Origin of the sequence: Paenibacillus sp. S-38, assembly GCF_049942825.1 — a bacterium.
Taxonomy (GTDB): domain Bacteria; phylum Bacillota; class Bacilli; order Paenibacillales; family NBRC-103111; genus Paenibacillus_G.
Genome location: NZ_CP187970.1, coordinates 5069491 through 5094022, shown reverse-complemented (window position 1 = coordinate 5094022; position 24532 = coordinate 5069491). Strand labels below are relative to the sequence as shown.

Sequence of the window (24532 nt, the reverse complement as noted above, 5' to 3'; positions counted from 1 at the left end):
TCGACCTGCTCTCCTTATATGGGCAGCTGTCCATCCTTCATGAATTCATACCACCATGCGGCATACCTGCGTGGGAGACGGGAGGGCACAACGATGATTCCGTCCTGGGCCGGGGCCAATCTCTCCGTGTTGTTTCTGGAGGGCGGCGCGGCGGTTAACTCTGCTTATAGACGTTTCTGAAAGAGGTGGACTTTCATGACAAAAAGCGTCCGCTGGCTGGCCGCCGCGCTGTTCCTGCTGCTGCCGGGCACCGTGTCGAGCGAGGAGGCCGGAGGGCTTCCGGATACATCGGTATCCACGAAGGAAGTAGTGATTACAGCAGATTCCTGGCTCTACGGGGATGAGCAGGGGAAGCCGGGAGAGTCGGATGGCCTCCTTCCGGCCCTGCGGGAGCTGCAGATCGGCTGCCGTCCGCTCGAGCAGGGATGCATTGTACTGCAGAACGGACGGCCTTGGCTTCCGGTAGAGACGGCCGAGGGACGAAAGTGGATCCCGTACGACAGCCGGGTGCTTCAAGGCAGGCTCGATCCGACCGAGCGGAAAGGGACCCTCCTGCACAAGGTGCAGCTGTACGAGACTCCGGATGAAGAGCGGGGAACGAGTGAGGAGCTCGACCCGCAGCAGGTCGTGATCACCGCCTCGATCTCCTATACGCCCCGTGACGCGGACACGGCGAGCAGCATGGTGGCTCAAAGCGGCACCTGGTACCGGATCTCCACCTCTCTCGGAGAGAAGTGGATTCAGAATCCGGTCATCCCGGAGGAGTTGGAGCAGCGTCCCTATATCGTGCCGATCAAATTAAGCGGCGACGAGCTCAGCTATCCTTTCCCTTTTGAGGCGGAAGGGAAAGGGGAGCGCACCGGACAGGATTACATCCAGCCGGTCTCCGTGTCCAGCGTGCCGCAGGGAAGCGAACGGGCGGTCTGGTACCGGTATAGAGGAACGGACGGGGTAGATCGCTGGGTAAGTCCCGATCCCCGAACGCAGGAGGAGAGGAACCGGTTTCTGCTGGACGGAGCGCCGGTCGTGCTGCCCACGGCGGCCCGTTTGTTCAACATCCGCGGGAAAGAGGAGGGGGCGCAGTGGGTTGAGGGGGGAACGTACCCGGCGTTCGAAGTCTACGAAGGCTGGATACGGCTGCGCACGCCGGCTGGAACCGGATGGGTGAATCTGAACCGCGCTCTGCTCGAGAGGCCGGAAGGAGTCGTGCCTTCGGAAGCGGTCATTACGTTGACCCCCGAGACGAGAGCGTACCGGTTTCCGCTGACCGGAGAGGTGAGCCTCGAAGCCGGCACCTTCCAGACGCAGCAGGTTCGCGCGAACGAGCAGTGGACCTCGCCTGAGGGTGAGGTGTGGTACCGGATCGATTCGTTCGGCGGACCGGTATGGATTCCGGAGAAGCCGCTGCCGGCTTGATCGTGCTATACTGGAACCGTCAGGATTATCTTAAGCCAGGGAAGCGGGGCGACGGAATTGGCCGTGTATATTGCACTGCTGCGCGGCATCAATGTCAGCGGGAAAAAGATTATCAAGATGGAGGAGCTGCGCAGCCTCTTGGAATCCTTGGAGCTGCAGCGGGTGCGGACGTATATCCAGAGCGGCAATGCCGTGTTTATTGCGGCTGACGACGCTCAGGATGCCATGGCGGATAGGATCTCCGCGGCGCTGAAGGAGAAGTTCGGCTTCGAGGTCGGCGTGATCGTCAAGACTCCCGAAGAGCTGGAGGCCGCTTTGCGCGATAATCCCTTCTCTGCCGCTGCCAGAGGTACGGCGCAGGAAGAAGCAGGGGAGAAGCGGTATTATTCTTTTCTGGCGAAGGCTCCGGAGCCGGCGGCCGTGGATTCGCTGCAGGCCTATGCCAATGAGGTGGATGACTACCGCATCGTGGGCGATGCGGCCTATATCCTCTGCCGGGGCTCCTACGGGAAATCGCAGTTTTCAAACAACTTCCTTGAAGCGAAGTTGAAGGTCATGGCGACGACACGCAATGAGGCGACCGTCCGGAAGCTGCAGGAGATGGCGAGAGAGGCAGAGGGGGAAGACGCCGTACGGACTCGCTGAAATACGTAGAATTAGCAGGCTGATTGTTCAGGAGGATGGGTTTCATGGAAATACGAAAGCTGGCGCAGGAGGACCCTCTGCCGATGGAGCTGCTGCTCCTCGCGGACCCTTCCCTGAAGCTGGTGGAAGAGTATGTATCCCGCGGTGAATGTTATATTGCCTGCGGGGAGAAGGGGGCGGTGGTGGGCGTCTATGTGCTGCTCCCGACCCGTCCGGAGACGGCCGAGCTGGTGAATGTCGCGGTCGATGAGGCCCATCAGGGCCGGGGGATCGGCCGGCAGCTCGTTATGCATGCGGTCTCCCGGGCAAGAGAGCTCGGTTTCCGCACGATCGAAGTCGGCACCGGGAGCACCGGCGTCGGGCAGTTGGCCCTGTACCAGAAGTGCGGCTTCCGCATGACCGGGATCGACCGGGACTTCTTCGTCAGGCATTACAGCGAACCGATCTTTGAGAACGGCATGCAGCTGTTCGATATGGTGCGGCTGAGCCAAGACCTTTAAGTGAAACGGCACATCCGGAATATGCAGGTGTCCCCCTTCCAAGCGGATGGGGGCTTTTTGGCTTGAGTTTTTTCAACGCGCATCGTCCGTAAAAGACGCCATGGCCGTTTAATCTTTAGCCTGGCTGCACGAAATCAGGGATCACTCGTTAACGAGTTCGCGGATGTCCTGGTTTCGGGCGGAAAAGGGCACCTGCCGGAAGGAGCCGCAAAGCAGTGGAACGGAAAGGGCATGGCGCCTGGAAGGACCCCTGCTTGTGGGTGTCCCCAAAACATCAAAAAAAGCCGGGCAGCTGCTAATGCAGCCTGCACGACCTTGTAAGTAACGATGTAAATAAACCAAAAAAACCAACGAAGATAACAAATAAAAAGGCGAAAAATCGAATGCTGGTTCGAAAAATTAAAGATTTGAATACCGGACTCATGAGGGTAAAATTCAATTTCTAATAATAATAGTATAGCACGCGGATGATTATAAGTCTATACTTTCTTCCGCATTTTGGATATATTTTTTTAGCATTCGAAACCGCGGTTGAGGGAGGTTGAATCATGAGAAGGGAAAGCGTCACACATGAGCCGATCATTACCCTGAAGGATATTGGCAAATCGTTCCAGGTAGCGAAGCGGGCGGCAGGCCTCGGTCAGGCCTTCAAAGCGCTGTTCGCCCGCGAGTACAAGGTGGTGGAAGCGCTCCAGGATATCTCTTTCGAGATCCGGGAAGGGGAGATCGTCGGGTACATCGGCCCCAACGGAGCAGGCAAATCCACGACGATCAAGGTAATGAGCGGTATTCTCGTTCCCGACCGGGGGACGTGCAGCATTATGGGATACACGCCCTGGAAGAGCCGGGTGGACTATGTCCGCGGGATCGGCGTCGTATTCGGGCAGCGCTCGCAGCTCTGGTGGGATGTGCCGGTGATCGATTCCTTTGAGATGCTGAGGGATATCTACAGTATTCCCGCAGGCGCTTACCGGGCGAACCTGGAGATGCTGACCGACACGCTGGGGCTCTCCGACATCCTCCAGGTCCCTGTAAGGCAGCTCAGCCTGGGCCAGCGGATGCGCTGCGAGATCGCGGCTTCGCTCCTACACGATCCGAAGATCCTGTTCCTCGATGAGCCGACGATCGGACTTGATGCGGCCAGCAAGATCGCGGTCCGGCAGTTTATCAAGACGATCAATCGGGAGAAAGGCGTCACTGTCATCCTCACGACTCATGATATGAGCGATATCGAAGCGCTGGCCGACCGGATTCTGATGATCGGCAGAGGAAAGCTGCTGTACGACGGGACACTGGAGGAGCTGCGCGGGCGGTTCGGCACCCAGCGGACGCTGACGGCGGATTACCGGGCTCACCCTAAACCCGTCGAGATTCCGGGCACAATCAGGCTCTCCTGGACCCCGGAGCGGGCGGTGTACAGCATGGATACGGAGCACGTGCGGATCGACCGGGTAATCTCCCGGCTCTCCGAAGAGGTGGAGCTGCTTGACGTTTCGGTGGAGACGAAGCCGGTTGACGAGCTCATTCTCCGGCTGTACGAGGAGCACCAGGTATGAGGGCGTATGTATCGGTGTGCCGGATGCGCTTTCTGAACGGTCTGCAGTACAGGGCCGCCGCGATGGCCGGTATTGCCACGCAGCTGTTTTTCGGACTCATCTTCATCATGGTCTACCTGGCCTTCTACAGCGGAAGCACGGCGGAGGCTCCGATCTCTCTGCGGGATATTGTCACCTACACCTGGCTGCAGCAGATCTTCCTCGCCTTCATCATGCTGTGGGCACGCGACAACGAAATCTTCCAGCTGATCACCGGCGGCAACATCGCTTACGAATTATGCCGCCCGTGCGGGATCTATCCGTTTTGGTTCGCCAAGCTGCTTGCGAACAGGCTCTCCAGTACGCTGCTCCGCTGTTTCCCGATTCTGCTCATCGTGTTCTTCCTGCCGGAGCCTTACCGGCTCTCTCCGCCCGAGTCCCCCGGGGCGTTTGCTCTCTTCCTCATCACCCTCGCCCTGGGCCTGCTTCTCGTGGTGTCGATCTCCATGCTGATCTACATCTCCGTCTTCTGGACGATGTCACCGACCGGCTCGATCCTGATGGTCTCCGTGGCCGGCGAGTTCTTCGCGGGCATGATTCTTCCGGTGCCCCTGATGCCGCTCTGGCTGCAGCACATCACTTATCTGCTGCCGTTCCGCTGGGCGGTCGATCTGCCGTTCCGCGTCTATTCGGGCCATATTCCGGCGGCCGAGGCGCTGTGGGGCATTCTCATTCAGCTGGGCTGGCTGGCCGTGCTGATCGGCACCGGCCGGCTGCTTCTGCGGCGGGCACTCCGCCAAGTCGTGGTACAGGGAGGGTAAAGAGGGTATGATCTATTTTCGCTACATGTCGCTTCACTTCCGGTCCCAGCTGCAGTACCGGGCTTCCTTCTGGCTGATGACGTTCGGACAGTTCTTAATCCCGTTCTCGGTCTTCGCGGGGCTGTATCTGATGTTCGAGCGCTTCGGGCAGCTGCAGGGGTGGAGCTTCTTCGAAGCGGCGCTTTGCTTCGCGGTCATTCATCTCGCGTTCTCGCTCAGCGAGTGCTTCGCACGCGGCTTCGACGCCTTCTCGTCCCTCGTGGGAGGGGGCGAGTTCGACCGCCTGCTCGTCCGTCCGCGCAGCACGGCGGTTCAGGTGCTCGGCTCCCGGTTCGAGTTCACCCGGTTCGGACGCATCCTGCAGAGCGCGGTGGTCCTCGTATGGGCGGTAAGCAGCCTGCCCGTGGCCTGGACAGCGGCCAAAGCGGTGACGCTCGTGCTCATGATCGCCTGCGGCGTGCTGATTTTTACCGGGATCTATATGCTGGCCGCCACGCTGTGCTTCTGGACGATCCAGGGGCTGGAAGTCGCCAATATCTTCACGGACGGGGGCCGGGAGATGGCGCAGTATCCGCTGAATATTTACCAGAGATGGGTGACCGTCTTCTTCACCTTCATCATCCCGTTCGGCTGCGTGAGCTACCTGCCGCTGATGTACATTTTGGACCGGGTGCAGGGTCCTCCCATGCTGTATATGCTGATGCCCCTCGGCGGCGCCGTGTTCGTGCTGCCCTGCCTGCTCGTCTGGTTGGTCGGGGTTCGCTATTACCGCTCTACGGGGTCATGACCCGGCTGGTGCACAGGTGTCTCCCTCATTTCCTAAATATAGGAAAATGTGACAACCATCATAGGCCATCCCGCAGGCCGGGTGTATAGTGAGCTTATACACTCGGATCTGCTTCAGGGCAGAAGCGATGGAGAGGGGATAGGCACCATGTGGATGTCCATGATCGAAGCAAGCGCAAGGTCGGCAATGGAGCTGCTCATCGCCGCCGTACGGTTATTGGAGGAGTCGAAGAACTCGGGACTGGGGACGGATTACATAGAGGACTTGTCAACGGATATTCTGCTGATGGAAAAAGAAGTCGTAAGTCTGCTCGGCGGCAATTACGATTCCGGGGAGGTCACCGGGCTGTTCAATAAAGTCTATGCGGCCGAAATGACGATTGACGACTTCATCAGCCGGACCCTGCTGGAAACGGCCTGATGGGATGGCCGGGTCCACGCCATAAACCAAAGAGAAGCTACAGCACCTGCGCTGTGGCTTTTGCCGTTGACTCCAGCTCCAGGCGTCAGCTGTTCCGGAGGCTAAAGGGGCGCTGCGGTGCCATCGGCTCTCCGGCAGCATCGCGGCCGGCAGGACAGCCGTCAGCCGGAATTCAAGTGAGGGGGCATTGCATCCGCGCAGCCCGCTTCACTTATTTACAATTGGAAGAAGAGGGACTAGGATAGAAAACAGCCCTCATCTTGAGCAGCCGCAAAAAAGCCTGAGGAGGAGCGCCATGCCAAGGGTTCAAGCCGTCTTCTTCGATTTGTTCGAAACGTTGATTACCGAGTACAAGAACGGGGTCTGCAAAGTGAGACGGGCTGCAGACCCGGAAAGCCGGAGTCGGATCGGTCTTACACAGAGCGAATTCAGGCGGGAATGGAACGCGCGGCACGCCCAAAGAATGACGGGGGAATACCCCGGATACCACGCGGTCCTCAGGGATATTTGCTCTCATCACGGATTGGGTTATCCGGAAGAAACGGTTCAAGCCATGTACGAGGAGCGGGTGGCCGAGAAAGCGGCGGCCTTCGGTGAGATCGGCGAGGACGTTAGGGAGCTTCTGCGGCAGTTGAAGGTCAGAGGCCTCCGGATCGGGCTGATCAGCAATTGTACGGAGGAGGAGGTGACGGCCTGGGGCGGGTGCGGCTTGGCGTCCTATTTTGACACGGTGGTGTTCTCCTACGAGACGGGGCTGGCCAAACCGGACCCGAAAATCTACGAGCTCGGCTGCTCGCGCCTCGGTGTCCGCCCTGAGGACTGTCTTTTTGTCGGCGACGGAGGGTCGAAGGAGCTGGAAGGGGCAGGGGCGGCAGGCATGACCTCACTCCAGGCCGCTTGGTATGTCCCGGAGGAGATTGCGCTGCGTGTGCAGGGAGTTACACGATTGAAGAAGCCGGCACAGCTGCTGGAGTGGATTACAGAATAGGAGAGACAGCGATGAAACGAGGAATAGCCGGGCTGGCACTGTGCACAGCCCTGTCGGCAGGTACGGCGGCATCCGCTTCGGATGCCGTGCAGGCGGTGCTTTTTGACGTTACATACAAATTCGGCGGGAAGCAGGCGCAGCTGGGCGGGGAGTATGTCTCCTTGAATTATAACGGGCATGCGTATGTGCCGATCCGCTTCGTGGCCGAGCAGGCCGGGTTGAAGGTGGAATTCGACGAGCAGTCCAAGACAGTGAAGGTCGGCCGCGCGGGGAGCTATGTGGCGGAAGCGGCGGCACTGGAGCTGGCGAAGCTGTCGGTTCCGGATGCCAAGGGGGCCGCCTGGAAAGCCGAACTGCTCGAAGCAGCGGGTGCGGAAGGGCAGCCCGTCTGGAGGGTGACAGGCACTGATCCGGAAGGCAGACGGACGGAGGTGAAGCTGAACGCAGAGACCGGGGAGCGGATTGCCATGAAGGAGCTGGGGGTAAGTGTTCCACAGCTCGGAGAAGCCTACGGCCTGATTCTGTCTACGATGGCGGATCATAGCAGGGCGACCGGCGGCCCGGAGGCGTATATAGCCGTTGATCACCGAGGGCTGGAGAAGCTGGGGGAAGCGGAGTCCGGCGTGATGCTCGGCATGCTGGGGAAGTACCAGGTGCCGGTCCTGTTGGCCTCGCTGGATGAATTGAAGGCGCAGGGCAGGGTGGATGCCGCAAGCCATCATGCCATCGACGGTGTGCTGCTCGGGATCGAAAAGACCGTTGTGGAAGGAAGCCGCCTGGTCGTCGACGCTTATTTGTACAAGAGCGCACTTGGGGCCGAAAGCCGGCAGTTTACGCTGGAGCATAAAGAAGGCGGATGGAAAGTGGTAGAGGACAAACTTTTCGGGATCAGTTGAGGAGGCTGGAAAGACAAAGGACAGGGCTATGACGGTTAGCTGCCCAGTGAATGTGGAGGCCGCGCGCGGAAGGAAGAGATCCGACCGTTGGGGGCGTATGTTGTCCGCTCCGGGTGCCGTGGCGTATTATCCGACAAGCGGCTTTGATCGGGCGGACAAGGCTTTTGTGGTCACGTGGAGAGGCTGAAGGGCGCCGACCGGCGTCCTTTTTTGCGTTCTGGCTGGCGGCAGGAGGGGAAAAGATAGATGTGTGGGCAATATACTTGTTTTCACACTTTTCATCCTGATTGTACGCGTATTCCTATGTGCAGGAAACCGTATTGAGGAGCCTGTACGACCCGCCCCGACCGGCCGCCGCCATTGCCGTTCGTACCTGTGATGTCGGGAGTATTGGAATAAACTTGCGATAAATATACTTGTTTGCACGGGTTTGGGCGTTTGCTCCATCCTGCCGTTCCATGGAACCACGAGGTTGGCAGACGTTTTCCCGTTCGCTCACCGCCAAAAAGTGAGAAAGGGTGATGTGCTGTACCTGTCCGTTTGGTTGTGCAGGAAGGAGCTTCCGTATTACACTGGGAACAGCGGATTCGCTCATATGTAAGCTAAAGAGGGGGAGAAGGCGGAATGAATCACAAGCTGGCTTGTCCGATCATTGCGGCTCCGATGGCAGGCGGGGTATCCACCCCGGCTTTGGCCGCTGCCGTTTCGAATGCCGGGGGATGGGGCTTTCTCGCCGGAGGATATAAGACGGCGTCCGCCATGCAGGCGGAGATTGAAGCATTGAGGGAGCTGACCGGGGCGCCGTTCGGTGTGAATCTGTTTGTGCCCGGAGGGGAATCCGTGGATGAGGGGCTGCTTGCTTCTTATGCGGAACGGATGAGGGGAGAAGCGCAGCATTACGGTGTCCTCCCGGGGGAGGCACGGTATGATGACGACGAGTGGGAACGGAAGCTGCAGGTTCTCATGAAGCTGCACGTTCCCGTGGTCAGCTTCACGTTCGGCTGTCCTTCCCCGGACATTGTGAAGGAGCTGCAGCAAGCGGGCTCCACGGTTATCGTGACGGTTACGACGCCGGAGGAGGCCGAAGTCGCCGTGGAAGCGGGGGCGGACGCGCTCTGCGTACAGGGCGGGGAAGCCGGCGGGCATCAAGGCTCCTTCGGCAATGCGCTGCCGGACCCCGAGCCCATCGGGCTGCTTGTGCTGCTGGGGCAGATCCGCAAGGCGGTCTCCGTCCCGCTGATCGCCGCCGGAGGCCTGATGCACGGGGCGGATGTGGCGGCCGTGCTGAGTGCCGGAGCCTGTGCGGCGCAGCTCGGTACAGCTTTTCTGCTGTGCCCCGAAAGCGGGACGCATCGGGTGCACCGGGCGGCTCTGACGGACGGCAGGTATTCCGGGACGGCTCTGACGCGGGCTTTCACCGGCCGGCGGGCCCGGGGGCTCGTGAACCGGTTCATGAACGAATACCCGGACGCCCCGGCTGCTTACCCGCAGCTTCATCACCTGACAAGGCCCATACGCAAGGCCGCCGGAGACAAAGGGGATGCCGAGGCCATGTCGCTGTGGGCGGGGCAGGGATACCGGCTTGCACGGGAGCTTCCCGCTTCCGAGCTGGTGGACGTGCTGCTGCGTGAAGCCGGAGAGGCGATAGCGCAGGGCGCGGTCCGGCTGCCCTCTTGAAAGCCGGGAGGGAGACATATCCTATGAAATTCCAGGGAGCCGACGAAGCCTATAGTCATCTGCAGGGGGCATACTCCCCCCTAGAACAGAATCAGGAGCTGACGATGGACAAAGAAGTACAGCTGGCTGTCGAGAAGATCGAACAGCTCAATATCAGGAATCAGAGAGCCATGATGGAGCTCATCCGCCGCAGCATGAAGCTGAATGAAGACGAGTTCATCAAGGAGCTGCTGCTTGCCTACGCGCAACGCAATCCCGTACATATTCTCGAGATTTCGATTGCGCTGCAGTACGAGGAAATCATTAAAAGCCTGCCGGACAAGTTCGTGTGGTCAGGCGAAGGCTAGTCGAAACTGTGCAGGAACCGGGAAGAGCCGTGGAAAGCGGTGAAGCTTTCCATCCCGGCCGGACGCCATCGAGAACGGGAGCTGCTGCCTTAGGCGGTTCTCGTTCTTTTTTTCTATCGGTCCCTCCCAGGCGGGAGAAGATACGTGAGGATCGTACGCGGTTATGTACTCGGAAGCGTAGGCTGGCCTCCGTCGGGGTAAATAGAAGGAACAAGCCATAGGAGGTGCTGTCATGCATAGCTCATGGAATACCATAGGTGAGTCGGCCGGCGTACTGGAGAGGCCCGAGATTCCGGCAACCCCCGCACAGCCCGAAATCGTCCCGCAGCCGCTGCCCGAGATTACACCGAAGCAGCCGCCGGAGGTGGTGCCTACCGTCAAGCCCGAAATCCGGCCGGATACGCCGCCGGAGATTAAGCCGGGAGGTCCCGCCGAGATCCCTGGTGAACAGGCGGTGTAAGGCCGTACAGCAACCGCGATCCCATCCTGTGGATGGATCGGCAGCGCTGAACGGCGGAGACGGAGAGGAAGGCTCGCCCGCTGTTGTGTTCCTTTCCGGCGCAGGAGCGGCCCGAAGATAATGAATCTTTGTCATACCGACCCTCTTCTGACTCTAGCGGAATCAGGCGACGGCTTGCTTTTCACAACGATTGCAGTTTCGTTGAGAGAAGTGCCGCAGCTGGATTCCGCTAGTTTTGTTTTTTTGAGGGGGCGCGCAGGAAGGGGAATCCCTATACTTGTCGAAATTGTATGGAAAAGGAAGGCGATGGCCGGCAGTGAGCGTTCGTCCGGCCGTCCATGCACGACAACCAGCCCAGTCCTCAGCGGGATGACCGCTTCTGGCTGGGCAGTATGCCGGTGCTGCCCCAGCCGGGGAGCCCGTATTTCCGGGCAGCCCGGAGAGTCTGCACGCGCGGGCGGGAGGGCCTTCACGTCCATCGTCATCCCGAGATTGGCGGCGAGAGTCGCTTCGCCTGCCGCGCGGCGCGCACGGTCCACAGGCTCTGCGCAGCCATCCCAAGGCAGATCAGCGTCATGCCCAGCCAGCCCCATACAGCGGGGAGAGGGGCGGAGAGGATGAGGACCTCGCCCAGCACCGCGAACAGCACCTCGAGCGACTGGGTCGCTTCCACGGCGCTGAGCTTCTGCATGTCGCTGCGGACCACGTCCGTGGCCTGAAAGAACAGAGCCGTCGCGATGATCCCCGACAGCAAGGCGACCAGCCCGGACTGCAGGATGAGCCCGGACGACGGCGGACCCGACTGCACCCAGCTGACGGCGGCGAGCAGGAGCCAGAACGGCATGCTGAGCAGCGTCATGCCGAGCAGCCGCTGGGGGGCGCTGAGCCGGCCGCCGCAGACGTCCATCATCTTGCGGTTGCCGAGCGGATACGCGAACGAGGCGAGCAGCACCGGAAGGAAGCCGAGCCACAGGGCGGACGGATGCGCCCAGGAGAAGTGCTCCGCCTGGATCATCCCAATGCCCGCGAGAATGATCAGCGAGAAGCCGAGACCGCCCCAGGGAATGCGTCCGCGGACGGGTACACCGTCCTTCTCCTGCCAGAAGAGCGGGGCAAGCAGCGAGCCGGAGAGGATCGTGATCTGCCAGGTGCCGGCGATGAGCCACCCGGGACTGTAATCGGAGGCGAAGCACAGCGGCGCGTAGAACAGGCCGAAGCCGACGGTGCTCCACAGCAGCCAGGCGCCGGGAGCTCTACGGATCTCCGCCCACAGCGGGCTCAGCCGGTGGCGGCCGACCAGGAGCAGCAGCAGGGGAACCATGAAGACATACCGCAGCGAGGCGCTCCACATCCAGGACCCGCCGGAGAGCGAGATCGAACGGTTAAGCACGAACGTAAAAGCAAAGAAAAAAGCAGCACAAATGCCGAGCAGGATCGGGCGCATGGTCCAACCACCTTTTGTATCCAATTGGGCTTCGAATCTTCATTGTACTGAAACGCTTCCCCTGTTGTCATTAGGAAAAAACGGTTAACCTCATAGCTCGCCGCCTGTCATTGTCGATTGAATCCTGTCTTCGGAGGTCTGCCATGAAAATCTGTGTGGTCTCGGATCTGCATATCGATACGTATCCGTCGTCCGCCCCCCTAAGCATCATCGACGCTCTCTGTACGGTCGTACAGGAAAGAAAACCAGGCCTGCTGCTCGTTGCCGGCGATCTCTCCAGCGATTTCCGCATGAGCCTCGCCGCTCTTGAGGAGATCGAACGCCGTACAGGCCTTCCCTGCCTGATGGTTCCCGGCAATCACGACCTCTGGAATTGGCATGACCCGGAGCTCGGTACGTGGGACATCTACAACCGGCTGCTGGACTACCCGCACAATTTGGCGCGAGGGCCCTACCGGGTGAACGACGAATGGGTCGTGATCGGAGACTCGGGCTGGTATGATTTTTCGTTCGGTGACACCCGGTTCACGAAAGAGGAGTTCTTGCGGATGGAACGCGGCGGGCGCGCATGGAACGACAGGGAGTTCGCTCCCTGGGACCGTCCGGCTCCCGAGATGCACAGGTATTTTCTCGAGAAGCTCGAGGCCCAGCTGGAGGCCCACCGGGGAAGCAGCATCCTTCTGGTTACCCATACCGTCCCTCACCGGCATTTTACCGTGCCGCTGCCGAACGACACCTGGAGTTATTTCAACGCGTTCCTTGGCAGCGAGGCGTATGGCAGCCTGATCGCCCGGTACACCGATTCGATCCGCTACGCGGTGTGCGGCCATGTGCATTACCGCAAACGGCTGACGTTTCATCGGACCGAATTGATCTGCTCCTGCCTGGGCTATGCGAAGGAATGGCGGAGTGCCGACGTACTGGAGGAGATGCGCGTGTCCGTAACGGACCTGGAACTCCACGACCCGCAGCCCTAAAGATTCGAAGTAAAATAACGGGAATGGGTTATCCTAAGGGATAAATTAACAATGCGCCGCCCTTCTGACGATATGATTAGATGGGCTTATGCCGTTATTTTTTTATCCCGGCCGGAGCAGTAGGCCCGCGCGGGAGATCGGGAGGACATCCATGTCGGATTTGGATCGCAGATTTCATTATTGGCTGGAGAACGGAACGCTGATTTATGCGAGCTTTTTGAGGAAGGGCGAGAGAGATCCTGTTAAAATTTGGGGCCGTGTGATGAAGTATGAAGTGCTTCCGGACGGTGACGTTTCTTTCGTTCTGTACAACGACGACTCGAAGGAATCTGAGGCCATCCGGATGTCCCGCCTGGATGACTTTCAAGCGGAAGAGGAGCCGGATGTGCAGTATGTGACGTATTATCCGGGGCAGGGCTCGCAGGTGGTCGGCTCGATTCACGGTACCGTGGAGCCGCAAGCGGCTGAGCCAACCGCAGGTGAGGCGGCGGTGGAGGATGGCAGCCCGGCAGCCGGACTGCCAGCGGAAAGCACGACGGCAGCACCACAGTCTGCCGGTTCGAACGCGGACGAACTGCACCGCATTGCCGTGGGCCTCGCGGAGCAGGACCTCGCGCTGCTGCTGGAACTGGCCAGACGGCTCGCCTCCCGCTGAGGAGCCACCTGCCAGCTGTCCTTAAGGCCCGCTGTACCAGTTAAGCCGGATGATCTCCGGCTTATTTGTCGTAATCCGGCCATCCGGTCCGGCAGCCGCTGAAGAAGCTCTTGACATGGGAATGGTACTGATTTACAGTTATGGACCCGATGGACAGAGGAAAGATCAGGAAGTCAAGGAGGAGAAGCTGAATGGTGGATATCACGGCAAGCAACAGGGAGGGCTGGTCCCGCCATGCCTATCGTGCGTGGGTACGGGGCAAAGGGAGTCCGCAGGCGGTGGCGGAAGAACTGAAGGCGGCCCCGTGGAGGAAGCTGGAACCGTTTTGTTCTGTGCTCGGCGACCCCGAAGGGCGGAAGGTGGCCAACCTCCTCGGCTCGAACGGCAAAGCGGCGGTCTCCCTGGCCCTGCTCGGCGCCGACGTGGCGGTAGTCGATCTCTCCGCAGAGAATGCCCGGTATGCGATGGAACTCGCTGAGGCGGCGGGTGTCAAGCTCCGGTACCTTGTCGCGGATGTGATGAACCTGCCTGCGGAGCAGGCGCCGGCAGATTGCGATCTGGTGCTTATGGAGCTGGGCATTCTCCATTGGTTCACCGACCTGGGGCGCTTCTTCAAGGTGGCGGCGGCGATGCTGAAGCCGGGAGGGCGGATGATCGTCCGCGACTTCCATCCGGTGAAGAACAAGCTTCTCCGGTGGAAGGACGGCCGGATGACGGCGGACGGCGATTATTTCGACGAGTCGCTTCGGGCCGGGGCGGTGCCTTATTCGGTTTTTCTCACGAATGAAGAGCGGGCTGAGGTTCCTGAGGTCTATACGCGGGGCTGGACGATGGGGGACATCGTGACGGCTGTAGCGGACGCGGGCCTGGTCATCCGGTCGCTGAAGGAAGAGAAGGGAGCGGTGCAGCGGTGGGTGTTCCCGGAAGAGGCGCCGGCCGGGACGGAGGAACGGATGCCGGGAATCTACACGTTGACCGCGGACCGGATCGCGCCTTGAGTTTTGTACGGAAAGTGCGGCGTAGTACAATAGGGAGTGAAGGATGTCACGAAAGGCGGTATTCCGCATGAACGAAAGACTTAGCAGACTGTATGCGCTCCTGGAGCGGGAGGGGCTGGATGCGGCCTTCCTTACCCATCCGAAGAGCGTGTATTACTTTACGGGATTCTATACGAATCCCCATGAGCGTTTTTTGGCGCTGGTATGCCTCCGGGGGGAGGAGCCGATGCTGTATGTGCCTGCCCTGGATGAAGAAAAGGCGGTGCAGACCTCCTCGGTAACCCGGATTGCGGCGCATTTGGACACGGAGAATCCATATACCAAGCTCGCCGGGCTGCTGGGGGAGCGGCGTCTTGGGACCGTGGGTCTTCAGGAAGACCACCTCAGTGTGAAAAGCTTCCGCGCACTGATGGATGCCACAGGCGCGCAATCGGCCCACAGCCTGGAGGCGGAGCTGGCCGCCATGCGGGTGATCAAGGACGCCGCGGAGATTGCGGTCGTCCGGCGGGCGATCCACTGCATTGAGGAAGTGTTCCGTCACGCGGCCGCCAAGGTGAAGCCGGGCATGACCGAGATGGAGCTCACCGCTGAAATGGAGTACCAGATGCGGCGGCTGGGCTCAGAGGGGCCGTCCTTCGAGACGATGGTGCTCTCCGGTGCGAAGTCCGGTCTGCCGCACGGCTTTCCTTCAGGGGATGCGATTCGGGAGGGACAGCTTCTGCTGCTCGACGCGGGCGTGTTCGTTGACGGCTATGCGTCGGACCTGACCCGCACTTTCGCCGTAGGTGAGATCGGAGATGAAGCGAAAGCTGTGTACGATGCCGTACTGCAGGCCAATCTCGCCATGATCGACGCCGTCCGTCCCGGTGTCTCCTTCGGCTCGCTGGACCGCGCCGCCCGCAGTACAATCGAGGGCAGGGGCTACGGGGAATTCTTCATTACCCGGGCCGGCCACGGGTTCGGTCTGGAAATTCACGAGTACCCCTCGATTCATGGAGGCAACGAAGACCTTCTGCAGGAGGGCATGCTCTTCACGGCAGAGCCCGGCATCTATATTCCCGGCTTCGGCGGCGTCCGCATTGAAGACAATGTCGTGGTGACGGCGGACGGGGCGAATGTGCTGACGACGTTCCCCAAGGAGCTGACCGTGGTCGGGGTATAGCAGCCGCGGCGTGCTCCCCGGTACGGTCCTTCCGTGAGCGGTATCTCACAGTTCGCGGGGGACGAGCTCATCGTGGATAAGGCGAGGCTGCCGGCACGCTCCTCTGCCGGTTTCGAGAGCGGCATAAGCGCCGCCGCAGCCGGCTGCCCGGCGAAAGACTGGGGGCGGCGGGCATTACGCATGGATCACGAATGGCATCGGCATGCAGGATCTAGCATGGAACGCAACCTAAATCACCCTTCATTCCTGGCGTTTACCGCCGTAGTGAAGGGTGATTTTTTTGGAAGGGGGCCTCGGCAGCCTAGTGTTTAGGGACTGAGGCTGCCGCCTGCTCCCTTGCCCCGCCGGTGCGGCGGAAAGGTTATCGGGCGTGGATGCAGGTGCAGGTGTAGGTGCAAACAAAGGTGCAGGCAGGTCACCCGTTATCCCTCTCTGCGATATAGTCGGCCGTCCGGAAGGCTAAGGCGGCTGTGGTCAGTGTAGGATTCGCCGCCCCGATGGACGGCAGCATGCTGTTGTCTGCGACATAGAGCCCGGGGACGCCGTGAATCTGCCCGTAAGGATCGGCCGCGGAATTATCCGGGTGCCGTCCCATCCGGCAGGTGCAGGCTTCGTGGTTATCATCCCCGGGCGGAAGGGTCCTGGGCGGGGAAGCGCCGTCGGCTTCCTCCAGAGAGAGCCCGAGGGCATCGGCGGTCCGACGGAGGGTTTGTGCCGTCCGTTCGATCGCCTCCAGATCACGTTCGCACCTCGAGAACGCGACCTGAAGCAGAGGCACACCGTCCTCGTCCAGCTGGAGAGGGTCGAGGTAGATCCGGTTCTCCGGCCGGGACTCTACGCGCGCAAAGCCGTTCATCTGGACATCGACCGCCTTCCCTCGGGGCGCCGGATGCTCCGGAGGATACGCATAGTGGGGGGCGGGTCCGAAGAGCTGGAGCTGGTAAGGAGCTTCCGCCGTCTGGGGCAGTTGGATCACGGCCGGGCCCTCCGGAGGGCCTGCCGCTGCCGTACCCAAGAGGCGGCCGGTGGCCCGGACGGTCGAATGGTTCGTAAGATACCGGCCGATCGCGGCGCCGGGGACACCCGATTGCAGCAGGATCTGCGGGGTGATGAAGCCGCCGGCTGCCAGGACGACGGTGCGGGCGTGAATCACATGCGCTCTGCCGCCGCATACCGCCTTGACGCCGGCCGCCCGGCCGCCTTCCAGCAGCACTTCGGTTACGCGGGCCCGGGCGGCCAGATCGAAGGGCAGGCGGTATTGGGCGTAAGCCAGGTGATCGATGGAGCTGAAGAGACTGCCGGCTGACAGCATACCGCTGCGGGCGGCATCCAGCCTGACGGCCATCGGCAGGTCGGCCGCCTGCGGGAACCCGTTCTCCCGCAGCCGGGAGAGCAGCAGGGTCTGCAGGGCGGAGCCGGCGGCAAAGCCGTCCGTGACATGCATGGCCTGCTCTGCGAGGCCGTAGTAGGTGTCAAGCTCCTGCCGGGAGAGCGGCCAATCCGCCGTTTCGCAGGCGGGCATACGGGGCGTGCCGCCCGTCCAGAACAGCGTCCGCCCGCCGAGGCCGAAGGTCAGCTTCGCGTCGGGATAATCGGGCAGGCGATCCCCAAGCGGGGTGGACATCCGGGCGAAGAGCTCGCTGACGACCCGATCCGCCGTCACAGTCGGCAGATTCTGGGCGTGCGTCGGCAGCAGCAGATCTCCTGCCTCCAGCATGCCGATCTTCCTGCCGCTGCCGCCCCACTGCTCCGCCAGCCGTCTAAGCACGGCTGCGCCCCCGGCCCCGCTGCCTGCAATCAGCACGTCATACTCCCGCTCCGCCATCTCTTCGGCAGGAGTCAACGAGATCCATTCCACCGGGTAGGTTTCCATCCGCACCACTCCTCTTTTTCCATCGATGGTTCCAAACATGTTTACACCTTTGGATACCCTCCCGGAAGGGGAGTTAAACGAGCCATAAGGGAGATGATAGACGGCCCGGAAACATGTTGACTTATATACAAACATGTTACGTCGGGAAGAGGCCGGTTCGGCGAACGCTGGGGGGATGGTGGGAGTACACGTACAATAAAATAGCGGATCCCACATATTTCCTTTACATTTGTATGAAGTTCATTGGCGATGCTTTTATGAGATTAAAATGGAGGTTCATTTTTGACCAAGGATCAGATAAAATAAGCTGGCGTGCCCTTAAGGGCACAACAAAGGAAATGGTCTCAAAAGTGAAATCCAAACTGCTCTTAAAGGAGAATGTGCTTTGCATCCGAACCGGAACGACATAGCGGAGACACCAATTCCAACACGCCATTATTTCATTCTGATTACCGTGGTGATTGTAGCCGGGATGAATCAGGGGCTGCTGCTTCCGCTGCTGACGATGATGCTGGAGCAGACCGGGATTTCCTCAGGTGTCAACGGACTGAATGCGGCGGCCTTGTATGTAGGCATCTTCGCGACGATGTTCTGGATCGAGAAACCGGTCCGGCGCTTCGGCTACAGGCCTGTGATTGTCGGAGGGATGCTGATCGTCTGTGCGGCGCTCATCCTCTTCCCGATATTCCCTTACTTCTGGGTTTGGCTGCTCCTGCGGGCAGCGGTCGGCGTAGGGGACAGCGGGCTGCATTATGCCACCCAGCTGTGGATCGTCTCTTCCTCACCGGCGGACCGCCGCGGCCGGTATATCTCGCTGTATGGGATGGCCTATGGGGCAGGCTTCAGCATCGGTCCGCTTGGCATCAATCTGCTCGGCTTCGGACAGAGTGCGCCGTTCCTCGCGGCCGCGGCTTTGTCCCTGGTCTCGCTGATGCTCGTGCTGAGGCTGCGCAGCGGCTTTCCACCATCGGTTCAAGCAGGGGAGAAGGCTGCCGCCAGCTATCCGGCCGTGTTTCGGCTGGCCTGGTTCGCCCTCTTGACTTCGCTGCTGTACGGCTATATGGAATCGTCTCTGAACAGCAGCTTCCCGGTGTACGGCCTGCGTGCAGGCTTGAGTGACACCTGGATTTCCCTGCTGCTGCCTGCCGTGGGGATCGGCTCGCTGATGCTTCAGCTGCCGCTTGGCATCTGGAGCGACCGCTGGGGGCGCAGGCCTGTGCTGATGGTGTCGGGTCTCTTCGGCGGAGCGGCCTTCCTGGCCGTTCCATTCCTTGAGGGCGGCAGCCCTTACCTCCTTCTGGTGCTGTTTGCCCTGGCCGGAGGGGCTGTCGGTTCCTTCTATACGCTGGGGCTTGCCTATGCGGCCGATGTGGTTCCCCGGTCGGTGCTGCCGCGGACGAATGTCATCGCGTCGGTCCTCTTCAGCGTCGGCAGCATCCTCGGCCCGAATATCGGGGGCTTCAGTATGCAGTACGTTTCCCTTCACAGCATGTTCTATTGGCTGGGCGGGGCTTTCGTGCTGTTCGCCCTGCTGGGGTTGATGTACCGGCCGGCCGCAGTGGATCCGACGCGGAAGCTGCCTGCCTAACCCCGTCCTGCCCGCTCTCCGAAGCGGTTTTTCTCAACTATAAGAATGCATGTCTCGCCTGGGCTCGATCCTGTCATCTTATATTTGTAATAAACGCGCCTCGTCCCCAGAGGACGGCGAAGCCGTTTATTTTGCGCTGTCACGCGCCTTCCGGTGCCCCGGTCAGGGTCAGTGTGTTTTTTCTTAGTTAGAATGGGTAAACATAGTATGTATGCCGCTGTGCTACGGAGAGAACAACTGCCGCAAGGGAACATGGGTGGTCCCAATCACTGTTACCAGAAGGAGACATCGCTTATGAAACTAACACCGGAACAGCGCGTGACACTGCATGGATTCAATAACCTGACGAAATCGCTCAGCTTCAACATGTATGATATCTGCTACACGAAGACGAAGGAAGAACGCGAAGCCTACATCGAATACATTGACGAACAATACAATGCGGACCGGCTGACAAGCATTCTCAAGAATGTGTCGGAGATTATCGGCGCGCATGTGCTGAACATAGCCAAGCAGGATTATGTGCCCCAGGGGGCCAGCGTGACGGTACTCGTATCGGAAGGGCCGGTGGTCGAGGTGCCGACGGAATCGTTCGAGGAGTCGCCGGGACCGCTGCCTTCTACGGTCGTCATGCAGCTCGACAAGAGCCATATCACGGTGCATACGTATCCGGAGTATCACCCGGACGAGGGGATCAGCACCTTCCGTGCGGACATCGACGTGTCGACCTGCGGGGAGATCTCGCCGCTGAAGACGCTGAATTATCTCATTCATTCCTTCGATACGGATATTATGACGATCGATTACCGGGTGCGCGGCTTCACCAGAGACATCTACGGCCACAAGCTCTTCATCGACCATGAGATCAGCTCCATCCAGAACTATATCCCGGAAGAGATCAAGGATATGTACGATATGATCGATGTGAATGTGTACCAGGAGAATATATTCCACACGAAGTGCAAGCTCCGGGAATTCGATCTCGACAACTATCTGTTCGGTTACACGAAGGAGAAGCTGACGAAGCGGGAGCAGGAGCAGATCGCCGACCGGCTCAAGATGGAGATGGACGAGATTTATTATGCCAAGAATATTTCATTCGTTGGAAACTGACTCAGCTCGGCAGAGCGTCCGCGGGCAGCCCGTCTCTTATTCCAGGGAGAGGGCTGTTTTTTTGTGCCGGCAGGACAAGAATAGAGAAGTTTGGGGCAAGAAGTACAAAGAAGTGGAAGAAATCGCAGAAATGATCCCCTAAAATGAAAGCGGTAACAAGTTTGTCGCTGCTATCCATATCACGGGTATAGGAGGTCATTTCGTGAATCGTGGTTTCTTGTTTGCCGGGCGCAAAGCCAAAGTGCTGCCGCTCACCTGTTCTGCGCTGCTGCTAACCATGACCGCCTGCTCTCAAGGCACCGGCTCACCGGCTTCCTCGGGAGGAGCCGCGGATTCGAACAAGCCCTTCGAGCTGAGCATCATGACCGTGCTGCATACGCCTGAAGTGCCGAACAACAAGGTGCTGAGCCGCATCGAAGAGAAGACGAATACGAAGCTGAAGATCAGCTGGGTGCCTAACGGTGCCTATGAGGAGAAGGTCAACTCGGCGATCGCTACCGAAACGCTGCCGATGGCGGTCTTCGCTGGCAATATTGCCATCTATAACAATTTTAAGAGCTCCATGCGGGACGGGCAGTTCTGGGAGATCGGTCCGTATCTGAAGGATTACAAGTATCTCAGCAATCTGGACCCGGCCGTGCTGAAGAACAGTGCCGTGGACGGGAAGATCTACGGTCTCTATTCGTCGACGCCGCTGTCGCGGCAGGGGGTGATCTACCGGAAGGACTGGGCGGACAAGCTGGGGCTTGCAGCGCCGCAGACCCTGGATGATCTCTATCTTATGATGAGGGCGTTCAAAGACAAGGATCCGGACGGCGACGGGAAAGCGGATACATTCGGACTTGCAGACCGCAGTGATCTGGTGTACGGAGCCTTCAAGACCGTGGCTTCTTATTTCGGCACACCGAACAATTGGGGAGAGAAGGACGGCAGGCTGGAGCCGGAATTCATGTTCCCATCCTATATGGAAACGATGAATTTCTTCAGAAAACTGGTGGACGAAGGCCTCATCAACCGGGATTTCTCGGTCACGAGCAAGTCGGACCACGAAGCGTTGTTCAAGTCCGGCAAGGCCGGCGTCTTCATCGGCTGTATCTGCGCGGCACCCGGCTATGAGCGGGATATGGTGAAGACGATGCCGGAGACGAAGCTGGATGTCGTCAACCGGATCATGGGACCGACCGGCAAGCACGGGGTCTGGTCCGTGCCGGGCTACGGGAATGTCGTGCTCTTCCCCAAGACAGCGGTAAAGACCGAGGAAGAATTGAAGAAGGTGCTGTCGTTCTTCGACGGTCTGATGAGTCCCGAGCTGTATAATCTGGTGAGCTATGGGATCGAAGGAGAGCACTACGAGCTCGTGGAGGGCAAGGCCAAGATCCCGACCGATCCGGCGAAGGTGGCCGTGAACGACCGGGAGGTCCGACCGATTCTGAGCCTGCGTGTCGGCGGACCGGAAACGGTAGCCGGGCTCAAGACGCTGGTCGATAATCCGCTGCAGAAGAAGACCGACGAAAGCATGGAAGACAACAGCAAGATACTCATCACCGATCCGACGGCCGCATTCAGCTCCCCTACGAAGGATAAGAACGGGGTTCCGCTTGGGCAGATCATCACGGATGCGACGTATCTATACATCATGGGCAAGATCGACGAGCAGGGCTTCCAGGCCGCAGTGGAGAATTGGAGGCAAAAAGGCGGGGACGCGATTATCTCCGAGTACAACGAGCAGTACGCGAAGTTCAAATAGCGGCCGGGGGACCGGGTCCCCGGCACCATCAAAAAAAGATCGCCCTTCCGTAAGCGGAGGACGATCTTCCTTTTTTTATGATCTATGTTGAAAGCCTCAATTCAGATTGTTCAGGAACAGGGTGGCGTTGAGATAGCGCCTCGCCATGGAATGAAAATACGCTGTCTGGACCGAGATCATCGCGATGAACAGCATGTTGCGGACCGCTTCCCGCTGCTGCGGGTTCAGGTGCTCCATCGCGCAGGCATACTGGTCGGCCTTCTGCCTGATCGTGAGCTCCGTCAAGAAGTCCTCGTTGCGCCTGCCGGCGGCATGGCCCTGAACGTCCATCAGCTGGTCATTGTTGGCATCAAGCTCCTCGAACAGCCGCGAGTAAGCGGCATACAGATCGACAGGGCTGAGCAGATCGTCGTTCTCGTCTTCCGGCTTCTGGAAGATGATCTCGAAGAGCCGGCGGATCGATTCGAAGTCGAGGCAGTGCTTCAGGTCGTCGATAATGAACAGCATGGCCGCCTGGTCGATCGAATATTTCTTGCCAACTTTGGGCGATCCTAAGAAATCTTTAAAATCCCTCTTCACCCAGTTCTGCATGGATGTGATAGACATGTGGGTATATTCGATGCCGCTGCCGAGAGAGACAATCTCCTGAAGAGAGAAGCCCTCCACGCGCTCGGTCTTGATCATCTTCTCGAGCACCGGAGTCAGCTGGGTGGACAGAAAGGCCGACAGCGACGAGCCGTGCTGAACTTCGGTGCGGTGATTCTTCTTCCAGGCCTCCTGCAGAACGGTCAGCGGTGTGGCGGCGGCCGATTTTCCTTTCAGCGAGAGGAGAATGATCGCCATGTCTTTGCGGGTCAGCGTGAACGTCTCCATCCCATCTCCTCCTCCTTCGGCAGTTTGTCGTGGTGTGACGAGTTCATTTGAACCCATCATAAATCGTCAGCAATCCTTTGTCAAAGAGAGTCAGGGAGCGAGCGGGGGTTGTTTAGTCCTCACGTCCTTCCACTACGCCTGAATTGGGGGCAGAGAGGTCCAAAATCGGCTTTGGAGGTTTGAAGCCGGCTGCGATATAATGAGTTCATAAGAACTCTTTTGATTGGTGGTCTTAAAATCTTATTTTATAAGGAAGGTTGATATGGCCTTAAATTTGTTTCTTGTAGCCCTTCTCATTTTGCTCACGGCCTTTTTCGTCGCAACCGAATTTGCGATTATCCGGCTCCGCGGCTCCCGGGTGGACCAGTTAATCCTCGAAGGACGGAAGAATGCGGTCGCCGTGCAAATGGTTCAGCGCAACCTGGACGGATATTTATCCGCTTGCCAGCTGGGGATTACGATCACTGCGCTCGGACTGGGATGGCTGGGAGAACCGACCGTAGAAGCGCTGCTTCACCCGATTTTCAATACCCTCAGACTTTCCGAAGAACTCGCAACGCCGATCTCCTTCTTGGCCGCTTTTCTGATTATGACGTATATTCACGTGGTATTCGGCGAACTGGCGCCCAAGACCTTCGCGATTCACAAGGCGGAGGCGATCTCGTTGATGCTGGCGCGTCCCATCATGATTTTCTACAAAATCATGTACCCGTTCATCTGGCTGCTCAACGGTTCAGCCAATGCGCTCGTGCGGGTGTTCGGCTTGAAGCCGGCCAAAGAGCATGAAGAAGCGCACTCCGAGGAAGAGATCCAGATCATCGTATCCGAGAGCTTCCAGAGCGGAAAGATCAACCAAACCGAGTACGGCTATGTGAACCGGATCTTCGCATTCGACGACATGCTGGCCCGGGAAATCATGGTGCCCCGCACGGATATGATCTGCTTATATACGAACAATTCGCTGGAGGAGAATCTCGAGATCATCCGCCGCGAACAGTACACACGGTTTCCTGTGGCCAAAGAGAGCAAAGACAATATTGTCGGGATGATCAATACGAAGCAGTTCTTCCTGAAGTATGACTACCACCCGGAAACCTTCGACTTTGCGTCGCTGGTGCATCCGGTATTGACAGTTCCCGAATACATGCCGGTCAATAAGCTTCTGACGCGGATGCAGAAGGAGCGGGTGCATATGGCCCTGCTCGTCGACGAATACGGCGGAACCTCAGGCCTCATCTCGATGGAGGATATCCTGGAGGAGATCGTCGGTGAAATCCGGGATGAGTTCGATGCCGATGAAGCGAAGGAGATTGAGAAGCTGGGCGAAGCCCACTATATCTTCGACGGGAAGGTATCGCTGACCGAAGTGAACGACCTGCTGGGCAGTCACCTCGACAATGAAGATGTGGATACGATCGGGGGCTGGCTCTTCGCCGCGAACTCGGAGATTAAGGTCAACGATCCGTGGGTCCGGGGTGACCTGGAGTTTATCGTCCACAAGAAGGACAGCTACCGCATCCGCAGGGTGGAGATCCGCAGAGCGGATATGCCCGTCACGGAGGAGCCGGCTGTAGAGATGTCGGAAGTGTGAGGCTGTCCTGCGTGGAATG

At 59.2% G+C, this 24532-nt stretch carries 23 protein-coding genes; 20 read left to right on the top strand and 3 right to left on the bottom strand.

Annotated elements, in window-relative coordinates; all coding sequences use genetic code 11:
- Positions 1-195 precede the first annotated feature (195 nt).
- The 12 genes from ACP26L_RS22350 (at position 196) to ACP26L_RS22295 (ending at position 10492) form a co-directional block, all read left to right on the top strand.
- Entirely contained in the window at positions 196-1416 is a 1221-nt protein-coding gene (locus ACP26L_RS22350; protein ID WP_426446493.1) for a hypothetical protein, read from the top strand.
- Positions 1417-1479: 63 nt separating this feature from the next.
- Complete coding sequence (locus tag ACP26L_RS22345) at positions 1480-2061, top strand: DUF1697 domain-containing protein (protein ID WP_426455051.1); 582 nt, start codon at positions 1480-1482, stop codon at positions 2059-2061.
- Between the two features lie 44 nt (positions 2062-2105).
- Entirely contained in the window at positions 2106-2561 is a 456-nt protein-coding gene (locus ACP26L_RS22340; RefSeq protein WP_426446491.1) for a GNAT family N-acetyltransferase, read from the top strand.
- 548 nt (positions 2562-3109) lie between these two features.
- Positions 3110-4117 carry an ABC transporter ATP-binding protein gene (locus tag ACP26L_RS22335; protein WP_426446489.1) on the top strand — a complete coding sequence of 336 codons (1008 nt, stop codon included), beginning with the start codon at positions 3110-3112 and terminating at the stop codon, positions 4115-4117.
- A complete protein-coding gene (locus ACP26L_RS22330) occupies positions 4114-4917 on the top strand; it encodes an ABC transporter permease (protein ID WP_426446487.1) in 804 nt (267 codons plus the stop codon). The genes ACP26L_RS22335 and ACP26L_RS22330 overlap by 4 nt, the downstream gene beginning before the upstream one ends.
- A 7-nt stretch (positions 4918-4924) precedes the next feature.
- Positions 4925-5704 carry an ABC transporter permease gene (locus ACP26L_RS22325; RefSeq protein WP_426446485.1) on the top strand — a complete coding sequence of 260 codons (780 nt, stop codon included), beginning with the start codon at positions 4925-4927 and terminating at the stop codon, positions 5702-5704.
- Between the two features lie 147 nt (positions 5705-5851).
- Positions 5852-6124: a hypothetical protein gene (locus tag ACP26L_RS22320; RefSeq protein ID WP_426446483.1), complete on the top strand. Its 273-nt coding sequence runs from the start codon at positions 5852-5854 to the stop codon at positions 6122-6124.
- 295 nt (positions 6125-6419) lie between these two features.
- Positions 6420-7112, top strand: a complete 693-nt coding sequence (locus ACP26L_RS22315) for an HAD family hydrolase (protein WP_426446481.1) — start codon at positions 6420-6422, stop codon at positions 7110-7112.
- Between the two features lie 11 nt (positions 7113-7123).
- Positions 7124-8008, top strand: a complete 885-nt coding sequence (locus tag ACP26L_RS22310) for a stalk domain-containing protein (protein ID WP_426446479.1) — start codon at positions 7124-7126, stop codon at positions 8006-8008.
- A 624-nt stretch (positions 8009-8632) separates the two neighbouring features.
- On the top strand, positions 8633-9685 hold the full coding sequence (locus tag ACP26L_RS22305) for an NAD(P)H-dependent flavin oxidoreductase (RefSeq protein ID WP_426446477.1): 1053 nt from the start codon (positions 8633-8635) through the stop codon (positions 9683-9685).
- Positions 9686-9708: 23 nt separating this feature from the next.
- Complete coding sequence (locus ACP26L_RS22300) at positions 9709-10032, top strand: hypothetical protein (RefSeq protein ID WP_426446475.1); 324 nt, start codon at positions 9709-9711, stop codon at positions 10030-10032.
- A gap of 232 nt (positions 10033-10264) precedes the next feature.
- Positions 10265-10492 carry a hypothetical protein gene (locus tag ACP26L_RS22295; protein WP_426446474.1) on the top strand — a complete coding sequence of 76 codons (228 nt, stop codon included), beginning with the start codon at positions 10265-10267 and terminating at the stop codon, positions 10490-10492.
- Between the two features lie 481 nt (positions 10493-10973).
- Here ACP26L_RS22295 and ACP26L_RS22290 read toward each other — a convergent pair whose 3' ends face one another.
- A complete protein-coding gene (locus ACP26L_RS22290) occupies positions 10974-11936 on the bottom strand; it encodes a DMT family transporter (protein ID WP_426446472.1) in 963 nt (320 codons plus the stop codon).
- A gap of 143 nt (positions 11937-12079) precedes the next feature.
- On the opposite strand from ACP26L_RS22290, the gene ACP26L_RS22285 reads away from it, so the two are divergent.
- The 4 genes from ACP26L_RS22285 to ACP26L_RS22270 all read left to right on the top strand — a co-directional run bounded on the left by ACP26L_RS22285 (position 12080) and on the right by ACP26L_RS22270 (position 15728).
- Complete coding sequence (locus tag ACP26L_RS22285; RefSeq protein WP_426446470.1) at positions 12080-12913, top strand: metallophosphoesterase; 834 nt, start codon at positions 12080-12082, stop codon at positions 12911-12913.
- A 151-nt stretch (positions 12914-13064) separates the two neighbouring features.
- Positions 13065-13568 (top strand): hypothetical protein, encoded by a 504-nt coding sequence (locus ACP26L_RS22280; RefSeq protein ID WP_426446469.1) that lies wholly within the window; start codon positions 13065-13067, stop codon positions 13566-13568.
- A 191-nt stretch (positions 13569-13759) separates the two neighbouring features.
- Entirely contained in the window at positions 13760-14566 is an 807-nt protein-coding gene (locus ACP26L_RS22275; protein WP_426446467.1) for a class I SAM-dependent methyltransferase, read from the top strand.
- A 67-nt stretch (positions 14567-14633) separates the two neighbouring features.
- Complete coding sequence (locus tag ACP26L_RS22270) at positions 14634-15728, top strand: M24 family metallopeptidase (RefSeq protein WP_426446465.1); 1095 nt, start codon at positions 14634-14636, stop codon at positions 15726-15728.
- A 415-nt stretch (positions 15729-16143) separates the two neighbouring features.
- Here ACP26L_RS22270 and ACP26L_RS22265 read toward each other — a convergent pair whose 3' ends face one another.
- Positions 16144-17601 carry a GMC oxidoreductase gene (locus ACP26L_RS22265; protein ID WP_426446463.1) on the bottom strand — a complete coding sequence of 486 codons (1458 nt, stop codon included), beginning with the start codon at positions 17599-17601 and terminating at the stop codon, positions 16144-16146.
- Positions 17602-17986: 385 nt separating this feature from the next.
- Here ACP26L_RS22265 and ACP26L_RS22260 point away from each other — a divergent pair, with 385 nt between their 5' ends.
- From ACP26L_RS22260 to ACP26L_RS22250, 3 genes are all read left to right on the top strand, one after another.
- Positions 17987-19189 (top strand): MFS transporter, encoded by a 1203-nt coding sequence (locus ACP26L_RS22260; protein WP_426446461.1) that lies wholly within the window; start codon positions 17987-17989, stop codon positions 19187-19189.
- Between the two features lie 294 nt (positions 19190-19483).
- On the top strand, positions 19484-20302 hold the full coding sequence (speD, locus tag ACP26L_RS22255) for an adenosylmethionine decarboxylase (protein WP_426446459.1): 819 nt from the start codon (positions 19484-19486) through the stop codon (positions 20300-20302).
- Between the two features lie 202 nt (positions 20303-20504).
- Complete coding sequence (locus ACP26L_RS22250; protein WP_426446458.1) at positions 20505-22049, top strand: extracellular solute-binding protein; 1545 nt, start codon at positions 20505-20507, stop codon at positions 22047-22049.
- A 96-nt stretch (positions 22050-22145) separates the two neighbouring features.
- Here ACP26L_RS22250 and ACP26L_RS22245 read toward each other — a convergent pair whose 3' ends face one another.
- Positions 22146-22922, bottom strand: a complete 777-nt coding sequence (locus ACP26L_RS22245) for a DUF1836 domain-containing protein (protein WP_426446456.1) — start codon at positions 22920-22922, stop codon at positions 22146-22148.
- Positions 22923-23184: 262 nt separating this feature from the next.
- Between ACP26L_RS22245 and ACP26L_RS22240 the strand changes: the two genes are divergently transcribed.
- On the top strand, positions 23185-24513 hold the full coding sequence (locus ACP26L_RS22240; protein ID WP_426446455.1) for a hemolysin family protein: 1329 nt from the start codon (positions 23185-23187) through the stop codon (positions 24511-24513).
- The last annotated feature ends 19 nt before the right edge of the window (positions 24514-24532 follow it).

Excerpts from the sequence above, each read along its gene's own strand:
- ACP26L_RS22350 (WP_426446493.1), top strand. The coding sequence starts at position 196 with ATGACAAAAAGCGTCCGCTGGCTGGCCGCCGCGCTGTTCCTGCTGCTG.
- ACP26L_RS22340 (WP_426446491.1), top strand. The coding sequence starts at position 2,106 with ATGGAAATACGAAAGCTGGCGCAGGAGGACCCTCTGCCGATGGAGCTG.
- ACP26L_RS22335 (WP_426446489.1), top strand. The coding sequence starts at position 3,110 with ATGAGAAGGGAAAGCGTCACACATGAGCCGATCATTACCCTGAAGGAT.
- ACP26L_RS22330 (WP_426446487.1), top strand. The coding sequence starts at position 4,114 with ATGAGGGCGTATGTATCGGTGTGCCGGATGCGCTTTCTGAACGGTCTG.
- ACP26L_RS22325 (WP_426446485.1), top strand. The coding sequence starts at position 4,925 with ATGATCTATTTTCGCTACATGTCGCTTCACTTCCGGTCCCAGCTGCAG.
- ACP26L_RS22320 (WP_426446483.1), top strand. The coding sequence starts at position 5,852 with ATGTGGATGTCCATGATCGAAGCAAGCGCAAGGTCGGCAATGGAGCTG.
- ACP26L_RS22315 (WP_426446481.1), top strand. The coding sequence starts at position 6,420 with ATGCCAAGGGTTCAAGCCGTCTTCTTCGATTTGTTCGAAACGTTGATT.
- ACP26L_RS22310 (WP_426446479.1), top strand. The coding sequence starts at position 7,124 with ATGAAACGAGGAATAGCCGGGCTGGCACTGTGCACAGCCCTGTCGGCA.
- ACP26L_RS22305 (WP_426446477.1), top strand. The coding sequence starts at position 8,633 with ATGAATCACAAGCTGGCTTGTCCGATCATTGCGGCTCCGATGGCAGGC.
- ACP26L_RS22300 (WP_426446475.1), top strand. The coding sequence starts at position 9,709 with ATGAAATTCCAGGGAGCCGACGAAGCCTATAGTCATCTGCAGGGGGCA.
- ACP26L_RS22295 (WP_426446474.1), top strand. The coding sequence starts at position 10,265 with ATGCATAGCTCATGGAATACCATAGGTGAGTCGGCCGGCGTACTGGAG.
- ACP26L_RS22290 (WP_426446472.1), bottom strand. The coding sequence starts at position 11,936 with ATGCGCCCGATCCTGCTCGGCATTTGTGCTGCTTTTTTCTTTGCTTTT.
- ACP26L_RS22285 (WP_426446470.1), top strand. The coding sequence starts at position 12,080 with ATGAAAATCTGTGTGGTCTCGGATCTGCATATCGATACGTATCCGTCG.
- ACP26L_RS22280 (WP_426446469.1), top strand. The coding sequence starts at position 13,065 with ATGTCGGATTTGGATCGCAGATTTCATTATTGGCTGGAGAACGGAACG.
- ACP26L_RS22275 (WP_426446467.1), top strand. The coding sequence starts at position 13,760 with ATGGTGGATATCACGGCAAGCAACAGGGAGGGCTGGTCCCGCCATGCC.
- ACP26L_RS22270 (WP_426446465.1), top strand. The coding sequence starts at position 14,634 with ATGAACGAAAGACTTAGCAGACTGTATGCGCTCCTGGAGCGGGAGGGG.
- ACP26L_RS22265 (WP_426446463.1), bottom strand. The coding sequence starts at position 17,601 with ATGGAAACCTACCCGGTGGAATGGATCTCGTTGACTCCTGCCGAAGAG.
- speD (WP_426446459.1), top strand. The coding sequence starts at position 19,484 with ATGAAACTAACACCGGAACAGCGCGTGACACTGCATGGATTCAATAAC.
- ACP26L_RS22245 (WP_426446456.1), bottom strand. The coding sequence starts at position 22,922 with ATGGAGACGTTCACGCTGACCCGCAAAGACATGGCGATCATTCTCCTC.
- ACP26L_RS22240 (WP_426446455.1), top strand. The coding sequence starts at position 23,185 with ATGGCCTTAAATTTGTTTCTTGTAGCCCTTCTCATTTTGCTCACGGCC.